Below are 16321 nucleotides of genomic sequence, written 5' to 3'. Positions count from 1 at the left end.
ATGAGATGTTAGGTATTAGGTATTAGATGTGAGATATTAGGGGTTAGATATTAGAGGTTAGGTGTTAGATATTAGGGGTTAGCGGTCTTTGGGTCGTAACGTCACGCTACGGGCTGCCAGCCATCAACTAATTACGTGTAGCCCTGAATTCGAAAGTAATGTTACCGAACTGTTCGGCAGGAGCAGAGGCAGACTTATTGAAGCGTACACTTTGCAGTTTCTTTAAAGCCAGCGCCCGTATCGTGGCATTGGCGGCAGACACCACGCGAGAGTCGGTAATAGCGCCGTCTTTGTTAACCGTTACGCGGATCACCACTTTACCGCCTTCCCGGAATTCGGCGCTGGGATCGGGCCGGCTTACGATATTACGTCCTGAAATAGAGTGCCCGATAGAGGTGCCCCCATTACCATTGCCAGGTGTGCCTTTATAGTTCGCAGCGCCGGGTGTACCGCCGGGTACGCCCATATCGCCATCGCCCTGGCCTATACCTTCGTTACCACCGGGGCGGTTACCGGCAGCGCTGTTGCCACCTTTGCCGTTGGCGCCGGCATATACATAGCGGGGCTTCTGCGCCGCGGTTACGGTCTTGTTCGTATTGGCCTGATGGGCTGTATTTTTATTATTGGCCTGCCGCTTATCGGGCACAGGCTGTACGGCTACTTTTTTATTTTTAGGCGTTTTATGGGCGGGCACTATCGCAGGGGCATCATTGTCTTCGGAGGTATGTACCTCGGGTTGGTCGTTGTCGGAGGAGGCAGCCGGGTTCACGGCCACCGCAGCTTCGGCTGCAGCAGGATCCTCGGGTACCTCGGGCTGGTCGTTGCCCGACCCGTTATCCGATGTACCCAGGTTTACTTCCATCCCCATCTCCGGCATAACCGGTATCTCCGGCAGGGTATATTTTATCAGCAGAAAAGAAAGGATCAGCAACAGGTGCACGCCTGCCGTCCAGGCAAGGGCTTTCATATTTTTTTGCTGTTCGAATGTCATAGTCGGTATTTAAATACAAGGATGAGGCATAGCCCCCGATTCCATAAGCCAGACCCAAAATTAGTCAATATCGCGGAATATTAATTTTAAAGAAACACCAAATGCATACAATTATACAATCGTCATATCTAATAGCGGATTATTCCTGCAATACATGATAATGCAGGTAATAAAGCTTTAACAATCTGAAGATGACCAGGAAATTTATACTACTATGCTGCCTTGGGGCCGCGCTTACCGGGCTGGCTTCCTGCAAGGGCGGCAGCAATACCCCTGGCGAGGTGATCGGTTATGCGCCCGTTTACCAATCCGACTCCACTATGGCCAATATCCGCTCGGATGCCCCCCAGCCTATCGTCCGGGGCGGCAAGATCTATGTTCGTGATAAAACCATGTACCAGGTCGAAGAAGGCAGCGGCATTCATATCATCGATATTACCCGTCCCGAAAACCCTGCCCGTACAGCATTTATACACGTTTCGGGGGCACAGGAGCTATCGATCAAAGGCGACCTGCTCTATACCAATAACTACAACGACCTGGTAGTGCTCAATATCAGCAACCCGCAGTCGGTGCGGGAGGTACAGCGCATGAAGGATATGTTCCACATTACCGGCGGTAACGTGCCTCCCGAAAAAGGATATTTCGAGTGCATCAATCCGGACCGGGGCAGCGTGATCGGCTGGCAGAAAAAAACCCTTTACTCACCTAAGTGCAAATACTGACATGAAATACTTTTACCAATACCTGGTGTTAGCCGCAATCGCTTTGGCATGCTGCACCTCCTGCAGTAAAAATGACAACAGCAGTTCCGGCAGCGATACCGGTACCGGGGGCTCGCTGGCCCGCTTTACCATTACCATGGACCACCTGTACGTAGTAGATGGCAAGAACCTCTATACTTTCGACCTGGCCACCGGCTACGCGCCGGTAAAGGTAAATACCACCAGTATCGGGTTTAATATAGAAACGATCTACACCTGGAAAGACAAGCTGTTTATCGGCTCCAGGGATGCGATGTATGTATACTCTATTGCCAATCCGGGCGAGCCTTCGTTGCTGGGCACGGCCAGTCATGCAAGGGCCTGCGACCCCGTGGTGGCCACCGATACCGTGGCCTATGTTACAGTGCGCACCGGCACCACCTGCGGTGGCAATACCAATGCCCTGTATGTGTACGACCTTCATAACGTAGTGCAGCCCTTGCTGAAAAACACGGTAAACCTCAATAACCCGCATGGCCTGGGCTTGCAGGATAATATACTCTATGTATGCGACGGTAACAGCGGCCTCAAAGTATACAACTTAAAAGAAGCCTATGCCCCGGTGCTGAGCCGCACCATTACCGGCGAAACCTTTTACGATTGTATCCCCTATGGCGATGTGCTGATCTGTATGATCGAAGGGGGCACCGCGCTGTACGACATTTCCGATATCACCCATATCCGCCTATTGTCCAAAATCACAGGCTAAATGAGCAACTCCTGCCCGCAATATCTCCGCACCTGCCTGCTGGCCATGGTATGCTTTTACAGCATGACTGCTAGGGCCGGCGCCTACAACTATACGGGCTCCTGGATCCTGAAGGCCAATATGATGAGCCTCTCGGAATCGGATATTGGCCTGGGTATCTGCGGAGAGTATCGCCTGGAGGATGCACTCTCGATCCAGTTGGAGGCGGGTTATGCGCCCTACAGCCACCAGGAATCCTCGGTGCGCTCGCTCAATGCCTTCAGCCTGCGGCCCGAATTACGCATCTACCTGCCGCACCGGCATCGCAGCAAGATAGCCCGCGCGGACATGTACACCGGGCTCGAATTCCTGATCAAGCAGGCCAATACCCATTTTTCCGAATGGCAAAAGGAAACAGACAACCAGGGCAACACCATACGGCGCCTTTACGATTACAAGACCCGCAACTTTAGCCTGGGCCCGGTATTCAAGCTGGGCGTACAAATGTATATCGGCGCCGACCGCAGGCTGGTGATCGATATCGGTGCAGGTGCAGGCCCAGTGCTTAACCAGGTAAGACATACCGGTCAGCCGCCACCGCCCCTGCAACAAAACGACCTGATCCGGATCGATCCTTTTTCGATGAACAAACGCTCCGGTATTTACATCCATCCCCAACTGGATCTGCGCATCGGCTACCGCTTCTAACAGGGGGCGCAGGTTATCCTGTCTGCCTGTTCCCGGGCATCAACTTTTTCGACCCTGCTTTCCCGTTTTCGACCTGCCTTTTTATGGCAGCACAAATCCTTATCTTTGCGCTTCAATCTATAGGAATGGATACCAAAGAATTTATCCGCCTGGCCCTGGAAGAAGATGTGGCATCCGGCGACTACTCCACCCTGGCCAGCATCCCTCCGACTGCCACGGGCAAAGCAACCCTCAAGATCAAAGAAGACGGCATACTTGCCGGCCTCGACATCGCCCGCGACATTTTTTACTACCTGGAACCCGAAGCCCGTTTCGAATGGCATAAAAAAGACGGCGACACCATCGTTTACGGCGACGTCGCCTTCGAGGTATCGGCCCATGTGCATACCATTTTAAAAGCCGAAAGGCTGGTGCTGAATTGCATGCAGCGTATGAGCGGCATTGCCACGCTAACCCGCACTTATGCCGATAAGATAAAAGGCTACCGCTCCCGCATACTCGATACCCGCAAGACCACGCCGCTGTTCCGCCGGTTTGAAAAAGAAGCCGTACGCATCGGCGGTGGTTATAACCACCGGATGGGCCTGTACGATATGGTTATGCTGAAAGACAATCATATCGACTACTGCGGCGGTATCCGTGCAGCCATTACCCAAACACAGGACTACCTGAAGGCCCATAACCTGGACCTTAAAATAGAGGTCGAGACCCGCAACCTCGACGATGTAAAAGAAATACTGGCTACAGGCGGCATACACCGCATTATGCTCGATAACTATAAACCGGAATTGATCACCGAAGCCGTAGCCCTGATCGACGGTCAATACGAAACCGAGGCATCGGGCGGTATCAATATCAACAATATCGAACAATACGCAGCAACAGGAGTGGATTTCATCTCCATTGGCGCACTTACCCATCATGCCGTAAGCCTGGACCTCAGTCTTAAAGCAGTTATTTAAGCAGCAACGAAGCGTACGGCAAACGTGTGGTCGTGTAAACATTTTCAATGGAAAAAATTCTCTTTATCATTAATCCGAAATCGGGTGTAGACCGCGTAAAAGCCCTCAAAGACCTGATCGACAAACAGCTCGATAAAAACCTGTTTGACCCGGAAATAGCCTATACCGAATACGCCAAACATGGCACCGAGTTGGCCCGCAATGCCGTGGCCAATGGATACAAGACCATCGTAGCAGTTGGTGGCGATGGCTCCGTAAACGACGTGATTACGGGCATACAGGGTACCGATGCCACCTTATGCATTATCCCCAAAGGCTCGGGCAACGGGCTTGCCCGTACCCTGGGCATACCGCTCGACCAGTCCAGGGCCATAGCCCTGATCAATACCGGTAAGCGTATCCATATCGACCTGGGTAAAGTAAACGACCGCATATTCGTGAGTAATGTAGGCGTGGGCTTCGACACCCTGGTGGCCAAAAAATTTGCCAAGAGCGAACGCCGCGGCATGGCCATTTACAGCTGGATCGTAACCAAACACCTCTGGACTTATAAAGAATGGGAATGGGAAATTGAAGTAGATGGTAAAGTGCTGCAGGAAAAAGCGTTTATACTGACGGTGGCCAATGCCCAGCAATTCGGTTATAACTTCAAGATTGCGCCCACAGCCGATCTGCAGGATGGCCTTTTCGACGTGGTCATTATCAAAAAATTTCCGAAAATACTCGGTTCTTATATCGCCCTGCGCGCCTTTAACGGCAGCCTGCTTAAGAGCAAGTATGTAAAACACCTGCGTGGCAAACGGGTAACGATCAGGCATCCAAAACTTACTATATTACAGACCGACGGCGATGTACATGCCTGCGGCAACGAGCTGAAGGTGGAAATGATGCCGGCCGCGCTGCGCGTGATGATACCGGCTTAACCAGGATCAAGCAGAGTTTCTGGCGGATTCTTTTTCTAAGGTCGGCCGATTGTATGGCTTGCAGGTCTATATTTAATTAAGGGCTCGCGGCGGCGCGGATCTCGCAGCGAGCAAAAACAAAATCCTGACATCCCCGCAATGTCCGTAATTCCCACTACGCAGTTCGCAGTGGGAATTATAGGCTGCTATATCAATAGCGGCGCTGCGGCACAGCGAACGGGTGTATATTGGTCGTAACATCTGGTCACCAGCCGCGTAGGCATGCTTTGCTCAACACCCGTTACCTACGCTGCTGGGACGTCAAGCCAGGAAAAAACCGAACATACCGACCTTTAGAAAAAGGGCGTTAATAAAATGCTGCAGGACGCCGTATAAAAAGAAATACAGTTCCCACAGTCTGGCCCTGTACTTTAGTTCGTTCGTCATTCCCTTGTCCAATTTTTACTATTGCCCGGACTTATTTCTTTTAGGCGTACAAGGCATTTTTAGCACTTTTTCTACAGTCTTGATTTTTGCTTCTTTGTATCAAGACAAAGAAGAACAAAAAATCTGGGTAAGCATACCGGAGGCTCCAACTTTCCCGCTTGATCCTTAACCAGCACGAAGTGTAGCACTATAGGATACACCAATGGCCACCCTTTACGGATGGCCATCTTCATGTATATTAAAATCGTTTTGCTGAATTATTTCTTAGCGGTCGTATTACCAACAGCCACCTGGCTGGTCGTTACCAGTTTGGAGTTTAACACCCGGTCCAGTTCCGTACCCCGCAGGTTGGTAGCGATAATTTTGCCGGAAGGATCGAGCAGGAAATTGGCAGGGATCGATTGTACGCCGTATTTGGCAGCGGTTTCGGAATCCCATCCTTTAAGGTCGCTAACCTGGGTCCAGGCCAGGCCGTCTTTTTCCACCGCTTGTTTCCACTTTTCGCGGTCATTATCGAGCGATACGCCCAATACCGTAAAATTGCGGTCTTTATATTTTTTATAGGCAGCGACTACATTGGGGTTTTCGGCCCTGCATGGCGGGCACCAGGAAGCCCAGAAATCGACCAGCACAAATTTGCCCTTAAAGGAACTGAGTGCAACCGGTTTGCCATCGAGCGAGGTGAGCGTGAACTCGGGGGCGGCACTGCCGGCTCCGGGACCTGTGTTCTCACTCTGCATCATATCCGTTTTCTCTTTTACCTTTTGACGGAACTCGGCTACAAACTCGTTGTCCGGGTAACGCTTGGACATTTTACCGGCAAAGGTTTTCAGGTAATCTATTTCGGCATCGAGGTTGAGCAATACCCGGGCTGCAAATAAGGCAACCGGCACGCTTTGCGCCGAATCGGAATAATTCTTTACAAAGGCCGTCATCTCTTTATACTTCTGGTCGCTTTCGCCCTGTACCAATATCAGCACACTGTCGGGCGCAGCATTTACATTCAGGCTGTCGGCAGCGATCTGCAACGCCAGGATATCCTCGTTCAGCTGCCGGTAGCGCCCCAGGAAGGTGCTCAGGCTGGCAGAACCGGGCGAACCGCTTGCAGTGTAGTTATTCAGGTCGTAGTCTTTGTCCCATTTTGCTTTCAGGGAAATATGCTCCCCGTCCACAACGATAAGCATGACCTTAGTGCCCATTTTGATACGGTATAAAGCAGGCTCGCCATATACACCCTTCAGGCTGAAATGACCGTTCTTATCCGATCTTACCGAATCGACAAGCTTTACTTCATCCACGCCCCACTCCTCAAGTACCACATTTTGCACCGGCATGCCGGCAACACTTCCTTCAACTTTAAAATACCGCGTGGTATTGGAACAGGAAGCCATTGCAATAACAGCAAACAAAGCTAAAATATGGTAAATTTTTTTCTTCATATTATGGCAAAAAGTAAAACACAAAACTACAATTAATTTATGCCGGCAAATATAAATGATTGCTAAAAATGCTACACCCGCAGTTAATAAGTAGTTAACTGATTTTCAAATAATATTAACAATATCATTTTCAAAAACCGGGCGAATATACTGCGCTTCCCGGCAAATCGGAATACCCACTTGCGGGTATTTTTAAGCCTGTAAACGGAAGGTTTTCTTCCTGTTTTACAAATGCATCATTTATTACCTGCGTGTTACCCCCGCCTTGATGCCGGATTGCTATTTCGGCGATAAGACTGTAATTTGCGGCCTATGAAGGAACAGGTTTTCACTTATGAACAGTTGTACGAATTTACACGTAATGTTTTTAAGCATATAGGCTGCAGCGATGCCCATGCGGATACTGCAACGGCCGTATTGCTCTCTGCCGACCTGCGCGGCATCGATAGCCATGGCATAGCGCGGCTCATAGGTTATGTACGCCTGTGGGAGGCCGGCCGTATCAATGCCCGGCCCGATATCCGGATTATTCACGAAAGTCCGTCTACCGCGGTTATCGACGGCGATGCAGGCCTGGGCCTCGTAGTAGCGCCTTACGCCATGCAGGTAGCCATCGAAAAGGCCCGCACGGCAGGTACCTGCTGGATCAGTGTCAGTAACAGCAACCACTTCGGTATTGCCGGCATACACGCCATGATGGCGCTCGAAGCCGAGATGATCGGTATCGCCATGACCAATGCCAGCGCCCTGGTAGCGCCCACCTTCTCTGTAGAACGTATGCTGGGCACCAATCCTATAGCCGTGGCCATACCCGCCGGTACCGAACCGCCTTTTGTGGCCGACATGGCCACCACTACGGCGGCCAACGGCAAACTGGAGCTCCTGCAGCGCAAAGATGCAGCCGCCCCTCTGGGCTGGGTGCAGGACCGCGATGGCCAGCCCAGTACCGACGCCAATATCCTGAAACAGGCCGGCGCCCTGTTGCCCCTGGGCAGCGACCGCGATCATGGCAGCCATAAAGGTTATGCCCTGGGCAGTATCGTCGATATTTTTTCCGCGGTACTGAGCGGCGCCTCCTATGGCCCCTGGGCGCCTCCCTTCCCCGCCTATGTGCCCATGCCCGACAATATGCCCGGCAAAGGGCTCGGCCATTTCTTCGGCGTGATGCGGATCGATGCTTTCCGGCCTGCTGCCGATTTCAAAGACCATATGGACAACTGGATCCGGCGCTTCCGGGCGGCAAAGCCGGCAGCAGGCCAGGAAAGAGTACTGATACCCGGCGATCCCGAACGGGAAATGGAACAGGAACGCAGCAGCAACGGCATCCCGCTGGCAGAATCGGTGGTAACGGAATTGCGCGGGCTGGCCGGTAAACTGCAATTATCTCATCCCTTTTAAGCCTATCCATGAACTATACCTTTAATTGTAAAGGACGCCTGCTCTGCCTGGAACAACCGGCGGTAATGGGTATCCTGAATGCCACACCCGACTCGTTTTACACCCGCGGCCGCCAACATAACGCGGAGGCCATGGTCGAACAGGCGCGCGCCATGATCGCGGCGGGCGCCCTGGTACTGGATATCGGGGGTATGAGCACACGGCCCGATGCGGCCGACTTATCGCCTGCAGAAGAGCTGGACCGCGTACTCCCGGTTATTGAAGCCCTGAGCGCGGCCTTCCCCGATGTCTTTATTTCGATCGATACCTACCGGGCCGCCGTAGCCGCACAGGCGGTGGCTGCCGGCGCAGCTATAGTGAACGACATCAGCGCGGGCGACGCCGACCCCGCCATGCTCGAAACTGTGGCCGGGCTTAACGTACCGTATATCGCCATGCATATGCAGGGCATGCCCGCCACCATGCAGCAAAACCCGCAATACGATAATGTCGTATTGGAGGTGCTCGATTATTTCGTGCATAAGCTGAAAGCCTGCAGCGACGCAGGTATTAAAGATGTGATCCTGGATCCGGGCTTCGGCTTCGGCAAGACCATAGCCCATAATTACCAGCTACTGAAGGGGCTGCATACCCTGCAGCTCACCGGCAAGGCCGTACTGGCGGGACTTTCGCGCAAGTCGATGATCTATAAGTTACTGGGCAACGGGCCCGGTGATGCCCTGAACGGCACCACAGCCCTGCATATGCTCGCTTTGCAGCAGGGAGCGGCCCTGCTCCGGGTACATGATGTTAAAGAAGCCTCAGAATGCATAAAAATATTCAACTATTTCCAAACCATTTCCGAACTTTAACGGTCTTTGTATTCAGTATCAATAAATCCGTACTAAAACTGACCACATTCATTCATTCAAAATCGAAATAATTATGAACTGGAAAATTGCACTCACAGCTGCCCTGTTAATATCCGGAGGCACATTTACTACCCAGGCACAGCAAAAAACTGCAGTAGCCCAGGCCAAAACCAGCACCGAAGCAAAAGCTTTCCTGGCTAAAGTAAGTGAGTTTGAAAAAGGAGATGCGACAAAATCCGCCGCCGCCTTCGCAGACCTTAAAATCAAAATGATGACCGGTATCGGCGCTGCCAAACACCAAATGGGCGATGCGCAGGATAAAGGCAATGCAGCCGCGGGCGACAAGTTACGGGCTCAGCTCCAAACCCGCTCTGACGCCTATAACCGTGCCGTTCAGCAATTCAACGCTGCTCCCGAAAACAAAGCGCCGATCATGCAGGTACTGAACGAATACGCTAAAACTTTGTAATATTTTTTTTAAAAAATCCGAGAAATCCCCGGCCAGCCTTGCTGTCCGGGGATTTTTCATATAAACGGTACGGCAACAATATTAAGATAACGGATTGCTATAGTTTAATTGCCTATTCTATTTTACTTTTGTTTCCATCCGGAAAATCCCGTTTATTATGGCAAAAATACTCCTTGTGGTAGCACATCCGGCGCTTGAAAAATCGAGAAACAACATCCGGCTGATGAAGGCTGCGGCTTCGGTAGACCAGGTGCAGATACGGGACCTTTACGAATTGTATCCCCGCTTTTATATCAATACGCAGAAAGAACAGGAATACCTCGAACAACACGATGTCATCATCCTGCAACACCCTTTTTACTGGTACAGCATCCCTGCCCTGATGAAGCAATACCTGGACACGGTATTTACCCATGGCTGGGCCTATGGAAAAGGCGTCAACAAACTTAAGGACAAGATCATTTTTAATGCCATTACCACCAGCGGTACCCGCGAGAGTTATTCGGAAGAGGAGCATAACCGCTTTCCGCTGGCCTCTTACCTAGTACCCGTCAACCAACTGGCTTTTGTTTGTAAAATGCGTTACCTGCCGCCTTTCGTTATGCATGAATCGGGCAAGGCCGATGCTTCGGCTTCATCCCTGCACGCCAAACATTTTAAGACCCTGCTGCGCATGTTCTCCAACAATGACTTCGATCCCGAAGCATTGAAGGCACTGGAATACCTGAACGATCACAACCTGGATACCGATACTACCGCAACCCCTGTTTACAAAACCTGATTAAACCACCCGCTATGGAACACTCCTTCTTTTTACAGGCATTTATCTACCTCGGCGCTGCAGTACTGCTGGTGCCGCTTTCTAAAAAGCTGGGACTGGGTTCCGTACTGGGTTATCTGATTGCCGGTATCCTCATCGGCCCCTCTTCCTTTGCCCTCATCGGTAACAATGGCGGCGACATTATGCACTTTGCAGAATTCGGCGTGGTGATGATGCTGTTCCTGATCGGCCTCGAAGTAGAACCCCAGCTGCTCTGGCGCTGGCGGGTATCGATTATGGGGCTTGGCGGACTGCAGGTGCTGATTACCACGCTCATTATCGGTTTCATCTGTCATATCCTGATCGGCCTGCCCTTCAGCCAGTCGCTGGCCATCGGGCTTATATTTGCAATGTCGTCTACCGCCATCGTGTTACAGACCATGACGGAGAATAACTGGATGCAGACCATGGCGGGGCGCAACGCCTTTTCCGTACTGCTTTTCCAGGATATAGCCGTGATCCCGATACTGGCGCTGCTGCCGCTGTTAAGTCCCGATGGTGTAGCGCATACCAATGGCAGCCACGATGCATCGCTCACCCAAAATCTCGAACCCTGGGCCCGTACCCTGGTGGTACTGGCTGCGGTAGCCGTTATTATCTTCGCGGGCAAATACCTGAGCCGCCCGATCTTTAAAATGGTAGCGGCCACCAACCTGCGCGAATTGTTCAGTGCTACGGCCCTGCTCCTGGTCGTGGGCATTACCGTACTCATGACCCTGGTGGGCCTCAGCCCGGCGCTCGGCACCTTCCTGGCCGGTGTGGTACTGGCCAACAGCGAGTACCGGCACGAGCTGGAGAGCGATATAGAGCCTTTTAAAGGCTTACTGCTGGGCCTGTTCTTTATTGCAGTAGGCGCCTCTATCGACTTTAACCTGATTGCCCATAAGCCCCTGCTGGTGGTATTGAGCGTACTGGGTGTTATGGCGGTAAAACTGGGTATCCTGGCCACGCTCAGTTATTTATTCAAGATGCGCAAAGACCAGTTCCTGCTCTTTGCCTTTGCCCTGGCGCAGGTGGGCGAGTTCGCCTTCGTACTGTTCTCCTTTGCCCGCGACCAGCATATCTTCTCCACCGAACTGTTTAACCTGTTGATGGTGATCGTAGCCGCCAGCATGGCCTTGTCGCCGGTGCTGATGCTGCTGATGGAAAAACTGCTGATGCCGCTCGTGATCCGGAAGCGGCCCGAAGAAAAACGAGCCGCCGATCCCATCGACGAAAATAACCCGGTGATTATTGCCGGCTATGGCCGCTTCGGCAGCGTTACCGGCCGCTTTCTTAAAGCCAACGGCATCAACACCACCGTACTCGATGCCAACAGCGACCGGGTAGAATCGCTCCGCAAGATCGGCATCAAGGTATACTACGGCGATGCCCTGCGGGTAGACCTGCTGAAATCGGCCGGGGCCGACCGTGCCAAACTGATCGTGATCGCCCTCGACGACAGCGCCCAGGTACTGCAGCTGGTCAATACGGTAAAAAAACACTTCCCGCACCTGCATATCGTAGCCCGCGCCCATGGCCTCGACGATACCTACGAACTGATGGATGCCGGCGTGCTGCACGTATACCGCGAGACCATCGACGCCTCGCTCCGCGCCGGCACCGATGCGCTGAAGATTATGGGCGTAAGGGCCTATACCGCACAAAGGGCCTACGACCTGTTCCTCCAGCACGATGAAAAATCGCTGAAGAAAATGGCCGCGGCGCGCCACGACCGCAAACAATACCTGAACGTATTGCGCAAAAAGATAGAAGAGTTGGAAACCCTGATCCAGAGCGATATACACGAAAATTCGATCCATACCCATACGGGCCGCGACATGAGCGAGATCCGGAAAGAAGACGAGGAAACGGTGGAACAATAACCGGTAATACGGGCTGTGCCGGCATTTTTAAACTTATTGCGCCCGTAACTGTAATAACTATTATATGCAACAGAAGAAAACACTGGTGATCGGGGCTTCCGAAAACCCGGAACGATACAGCAACAAAGCCATACACATGCTGCGCGGACATAACCACGAGGTAGTCGCTATCGGCAACCGCGAGGGGCAGGTGGAAGATGTAACTTTTGGCAAAGACAAATCGGCATCAAGGTATACTACGGCGATGCCCTGCGGGTAGACCTGCTGAAATCGGCCGGGGCCGACCGTGCCAAACTGATCGTGATCGCCCTCGACGACAGCGCCCAGGTACTGCAGCTGGTCAATACGGTAAAAAAACACTTCCCGCACCTGCATATCGTAGCCCGCGCCCATGGCCTCGACGATACCTACGAACTGATGGATGCCGGCGTGCTGCACGTATACCGCGAGACCATCGACGCCTCGCTCCGCGCCGGCACCGATGCGCTGAAGATTATGGGCGTAAGGGCCTATACCGCACAAAGGGCCTACGACCTGTTCCTCCAGCACGATGAAAAATCGCTGAAGAAAATGGCCGCGGCGCGCCACGACCGCAAACAATACCTGAACGTATTGCGCAAAAAGATAGAAGAGTTGGAAACCCTGATCCAGAGCGATATACACGAAAATTCGATCCATACCCATACGGGCCGCGACATGAGCGAGATCCGGAAAGAAGACGAGGAAGCGGTAGAACAATAACCGGCAATACGGGTGTACCGGCATTTTTAAACTTATTGCGCCCGCAACTGTAATAACTATTATATGCAACAGAAGAAAACACTGGTGATCGGGGCTTCCGAAAACCCGGAACGATACAGCAACAAAGCCATACACATGCTGCGCGGACATAACCACGAGGTAGTCGCTATCGGCAACCGCGAGGGGCAGGTGGAAGATGTAACTTTTGGCAAAGACAAGACCGCTTTCGAAGGCATCAATACCGTTACCCTGTACATCAACCCGCAACGGCAACCGGAGTATTACGACTATATCCTCTCGCTCAAACCCGAACGCATCATCTTTAACCCGGGTACGGAAAATGCCGAATTGGAAGCCATGGCCGAAGCCAAAGGCATACAACCCGTAGAAGCCTGTACGCTGGTACTGCTTACCACGGGCCAGTATTAAACCCTTAAAAGCCCGACCTTACCAGGTCGCCGGCTTTACGGTTAAAATCATCGAACAACTCCCGTTCGATGCGATCGAACTCGTTGCGCCCATACGATACGGCGAATACCCCGTTGCGCAGCAGGTGTACCTGGTCGCAGCCCTGCAGCAAGGGGCCTAATGTATGTGCAGAGACCAGTACGGTCTTACCCTTTGCTTTCAGATGGGCGATCATCAGCTCCACTACCCGCCCCGACTCCAGGTCGAGCCCGTTAAAAGGTTCATCGAAAATATATACCGGCCGGTCCTGCTGCAGTATAGCCAGCAGGGCCAGCTTTTTCTTCATCCCCGTAGAATATGCCTCCGTCACCTCGTTAAGCGGGAGCTGGAACAATTCGTTGAGCCGCTCCAGCTGGAAATCTTTATTGCTGCGCGGGAAAATGTCCAGGTACTCATTACCGGTAAGGTTGGTGTAAAAATAGTTGTGCGTTTCCAGGTAACCCGTATCCTTACGTTGCATATTACGCCCCTCCCATTCGATGGCGCCCTGCCGGGGCTTCAGGTAGCGGGTCAGCAATTGGAACAGGGTAGACTTGCCGGCGCCGTTCAGGCCCACGATACCGTGCACCTGCTGCGCTTCGAAATCCATACGGGCACAGTCGATCACCAACCGGCCGCCATAGCCAAACTGCAGGTCACGAATCCGGATCATAGGTATAGTCTTTTAATTGACGCAGGGCCCTGCCGTAGTTGCGGATACATAGCAACAGCGGAACCGGCAACAGGAAAGGAATAGCAACGCTTACCGCTGCGAGTCCCAGCAATAGCTGGTTGCCGGTTATAGGCTTACCCGGCGTATAGGTTGTGTATTTAAGTAAAATGGCAAATACCAGGAGCAGCGCCTGGAGCGCCAGAAAAGCCAGGTTGATCCCCGCCATGCCCGGGCACAAAAGGGTATGGATGACCAGCACGGGCAGGTAAAGGAGTACCAGCAATGCCACATGCCTCCTGATCTTGTACTGCAGCAACCGGGCCGGCGTAGCGGCATGGCTCCACAACAGCGGCAGGGGTTCGCACTCCAGGTAAAAGGAAGTGATCCGGACGGTAATAAGCCAGAGGCATACCAGTGGCGCCACGATAAGCCAGCTCAGCGCCAGTGCGGCAAGATACAGGAACAGTACCAGGAAGCCCGCCTGCCGCATACCGGCCAGCCATTCAAAATCGCGGGGCGGAATCATGCGGGACAGTCCCTGCAGCCAGGTCTTTTTTACAGGCGTGGTACGGATATGCGTTATGCCATAAAAACAAACCTGCATCAGCAGGAACAGGTACCAATGCGGCGTAGCCAAAGCCGGCAGGGTAAATGGCAGGGTAAAGACCAGGTATTCGAGATACAGGCTGGTTACAGGCTGTTCGATATGCAGGTACAAAAAAGCCTTATCGCGCCGGCCGGTATGTGCCGACAATACCGTAAAAACAATCAGGCCGCTAAAAAGCCAGGCAGTATTGGCGCGGGCAAACTGCCCATATAGAAAAGCCGCCGCCAGGCCAACAAGCGCCAGCAATACCAGGGCGTACACAAAACCTGCACCCTGCAACTCTTTGCGGGCCTGGCGCCAGCGTATGATCAGCAGGGTGCTACTCGGCATACAACAGGTATTTCCGGCGTATCTTTTTAAACTGGTCGAGCCCGGGTTGCCAGCTTTTCCGGATCGCCTCTTCCGTAAGGCCTTGCTCCACCTGCTTCCTGAAGGTTTCGGTACCGGTAAGCTTGACCAGGAAATTATTGAAGAACTTATTTTTATCGGGATAATTGCGGTAGGCTTCCAGTAGCCACTTTATCTGCATCCGGTTACCAATAGCAGCTACTGCCTCCTGTCCCGTTTCGGCTATGCGTTTACCATAACAAACCTGGTTCTTTAAAGGCGGGTCGGTAGCGCCCGGCATACTTTCCGGCTTAAAGGTATACGTATAGTTTTTCAACGCCGGGTGCCCGAACTGCTGGAAAGGATAAGGCGTACCCCTGCCTACGCTCAGCACCGTACCTTCAAAAAAGCACATCGACGGGTAGAGATAGATGGCCGCCATATTTTTCAGGTTGGGCGAAGGCATTACCGGCAGCTGGTATTGCGTTTGGTGGGTATAATTTTCGCAGGTAATCACCGTCATATCAGCCGGTATGGACTTGATCCATTTTTCGCCGGCCAGCATTTTTGCATATTCGCCGGCAGTCATACCATATACGGCCGGTACCGGCTGCATGCCTACAAACGAACGGTTGGCCTTTTCCAGCACGGGTCCATCCACGATAAAACCCAGCGGGTTGGGGCGGTCGAGGATCAGCAGCGCTTTTTTATTTTCGGCACAGGCCTCCATCAGGTACTCCAGGGTAGAAATATAGGTGTAAAAGCGGGCGCCTACATCCTGCAGGTCGTATACCACTACATCTACGTCCTTCAACTGCTCGGCAGCCGGTTTCTTATTGTTGCCGTACAGGGAGATCACCGGCAGGCCGGTCTGCTCGTCCATCCCGTTCTTTACCTTGGCGCCGGCATCGGCATGGCCGCGGAAGCCATGTTCCGGCGAAAAGATCTTCACTATGTTAACTCCCAGCTTCAGCAGTGTATCGGGCAGCAGCACCCTGTTGATCTCCGAGGTCTGGTTCACCACGAGGGCTACTTTTTTCCCTTTCAGCAAAGGCAGGTAAGCCTGGGTACGGTCGGCCCCACGAATAACCCCAACGCCGGTACCGCGTTCGGCATTTTTTTTCTGCCCCTGCGCGGTAAAACCGCAAATACTGATAAAAACAAAAGCCAGGAAGGATATGCGCATAAAAATATTTTTTTTGAAAAAACGGGACTACGCCAC

At 52.5% G+C, this 16321-nt stretch carries 18 protein-coding genes; 13 read left to right on the top strand and 5 right to left on the bottom strand.

The window, feature by feature from the left end:
• Positions 1-127 precede the first annotated feature (127 nt).
• The gene (locus B0I18_RS06325) at positions 128-991 is read right to left on the bottom strand and encodes an energy transducer TonB family protein (protein WP_106521787.1); all 864 of its coding nucleotides are present in this window, start codon (positions 989-991) and stop codon (positions 128-130) included.
• 191 nt (positions 992-1182) lie between these two features.
• Between B0I18_RS06325 and B0I18_RS06320 the strand changes: the two genes are divergently transcribed.
• The 5 genes from B0I18_RS06320 (at position 1183) to B0I18_RS06300 (ending at position 5036) form a co-directional block, all read left to right on the top strand.
• Positions 1183-1716 (top strand): LVIVD repeat-containing protein, encoded by a 534-nt coding sequence (locus tag B0I18_RS06320; RefSeq protein WP_106521786.1) that lies wholly within the window; start codon positions 1183-1185, stop codon positions 1714-1716.
• Position 1717: 1 nt separating this feature from the next.
• On the top strand, positions 1718-2464 hold the full coding sequence (locus B0I18_RS06315; RefSeq protein WP_106521785.1) for an LVIVD repeat-containing protein: 747 nt from the start codon (positions 1718-1720) through the stop codon (positions 2462-2464).
• On the top strand, positions 2465-3151 hold the full coding sequence (locus tag B0I18_RS06310) for a DUF3575 domain-containing protein (RefSeq protein WP_106521784.1): 687 nt from the start codon (positions 2465-2467) through the stop codon (positions 3149-3151).
• A 125-nt stretch (positions 3152-3276) separates the two neighbouring features.
• Positions 3277-4113 (top strand): carboxylating nicotinate-nucleotide diphosphorylase, encoded by an 837-nt coding sequence (gene nadC / locus B0I18_RS06305; protein ID WP_106521783.1) that lies wholly within the window; start codon positions 3277-3279, stop codon positions 4111-4113.
• Between the two features lie 47 nt (positions 4114-4160).
• A complete protein-coding gene (locus B0I18_RS06300; RefSeq protein ID WP_106521782.1) occupies positions 4161-5036 on the top strand; it encodes a diacylglycerol/lipid kinase family protein in 876 nt (291 codons plus the stop codon).
• Between the two features lie 683 nt (positions 5037-5719).
• Here B0I18_RS06300 and B0I18_RS06295 read toward each other — a convergent pair.
• A complete protein-coding gene (locus B0I18_RS06295) occupies positions 5720-6901 on the bottom strand; it encodes a TlpA disulfide reductase family protein (protein WP_106521781.1) in 1182 nt (393 codons plus the stop codon).
• 312 nt (positions 6902-7213) lie between these two features.
• Between B0I18_RS06295 and B0I18_RS06290 the strand changes: the two genes are divergently transcribed.
• From B0I18_RS06290 to B0I18_RS06255, 8 genes are all read left to right on the top strand, one after another.
• The gene (locus tag B0I18_RS06290) at positions 7214-8299 is read left to right on the top strand and encodes an Ldh family oxidoreductase (RefSeq protein WP_106521780.1); all 1086 of its coding nucleotides are present in this window, start codon (positions 7214-7216) and stop codon (positions 8297-8299) included.
• A gap of 8 nt (positions 8300-8307) precedes the next feature.
• Positions 8308-9150 carry a dihydropteroate synthase gene (gene folP / locus B0I18_RS06285; RefSeq protein ID WP_106521779.1) on the top strand — a complete coding sequence of 281 codons (843 nt, stop codon included), beginning with the start codon at positions 8308-8310 and terminating at the stop codon, positions 9148-9150.
• 73 nt (positions 9151-9223) lie between these two features.
• Positions 9224-9619 carry a hypothetical protein gene (locus B0I18_RS06280; RefSeq protein WP_106521778.1) on the top strand — a complete coding sequence of 132 codons (396 nt, stop codon included), beginning with the start codon at positions 9224-9226 and terminating at the stop codon, positions 9617-9619.
• 157 nt (positions 9620-9776) lie between these two features.
• Entirely contained in the window at positions 9777-10400 is a 624-nt protein-coding gene (locus B0I18_RS06275) for an NAD(P)H-dependent oxidoreductase (RefSeq protein ID WP_106521777.1), read from the top strand.
• A gap of 14 nt (positions 10401-10414) precedes the next feature.
• Complete coding sequence (locus B0I18_RS06270) at positions 10415-12304, top strand: monovalent cation:proton antiporter-2 (CPA2) family protein (protein WP_106521776.1); 1890 nt, start codon at positions 10415-10417, stop codon at positions 12302-12304.
• A 64-nt stretch (positions 12305-12368) separates the two neighbouring features.
• On the top strand, positions 12369-12563 hold the full coding sequence (locus tag B0I18_RS06265; RefSeq protein ID WP_106521775.1) for a CoA-binding protein: 195 nt from the start codon (positions 12369-12371) through the stop codon (positions 12561-12563).
• Positions 12524-13045 carry an NAD-binding protein gene (locus B0I18_RS06260; protein WP_106521774.1) on the top strand — a complete coding sequence of 174 codons (522 nt, stop codon included), beginning with the start codon at positions 12524-12526 and terminating at the stop codon, positions 13043-13045. Before B0I18_RS06265 ends, B0I18_RS06260 begins: the two co-directional genes overlap by 40 nt.
• 63 nt (positions 13046-13108) lie before the next feature.
• Positions 13109-13474, top strand: coding sequence for a CoA-binding protein (locus B0I18_RS06255; RefSeq protein WP_106521773.1), 366 nt, complete (start codon positions 13109-13111; stop codon positions 13472-13474).
• Positions 13475-13478: 4 nt separating this feature from the next.
• Here the strand turns inward: B0I18_RS06255 and B0I18_RS06250 are convergent, their stop codons facing one another.
• Genes B0I18_RS06250 through B0I18_RS06240 form a run of 3 tightly spaced genes read right to left on the bottom strand, consistent with a single transcriptional unit; the run spans position 13479 to position 16285 of the window.
• Complete coding sequence (locus B0I18_RS06250; protein ID WP_106521772.1) at positions 13479-14165, bottom strand: ATP-binding cassette domain-containing protein; 687 nt, start codon at positions 14163-14165, stop codon at positions 13479-13481.
• Entirely contained in the window at positions 14149-15102 is a 954-nt protein-coding gene (locus B0I18_RS06245) for a hypothetical protein (protein WP_106521771.1), read from the bottom strand. The genes B0I18_RS06250 and B0I18_RS06245 overlap by 17 nt, the downstream gene beginning before the upstream one ends.
• Positions 15092-16285, bottom strand: coding sequence for an exo-beta-N-acetylmuramidase NamZ family protein (locus tag B0I18_RS06240; protein ID WP_106521770.1), 1194 nt, complete (start codon positions 16283-16285; stop codon positions 15092-15094). Before B0I18_RS06240 ends, B0I18_RS06245 begins: the two co-directional genes overlap by 11 nt.
• Positions 16286-16321 lie beyond the last annotated feature (36 nt).

The organism is Taibaiella chishuiensis, from assembly GCF_003014535.1.
GTDB classification, from domain to species: domain Bacteria; phylum Bacteroidota; class Bacteroidia; order Chitinophagales; family Chitinophagaceae; genus Taibaiella; species Taibaiella chishuiensis.
This window is presented reverse-complemented; position numbering and strand designations above follow the sequence as displayed.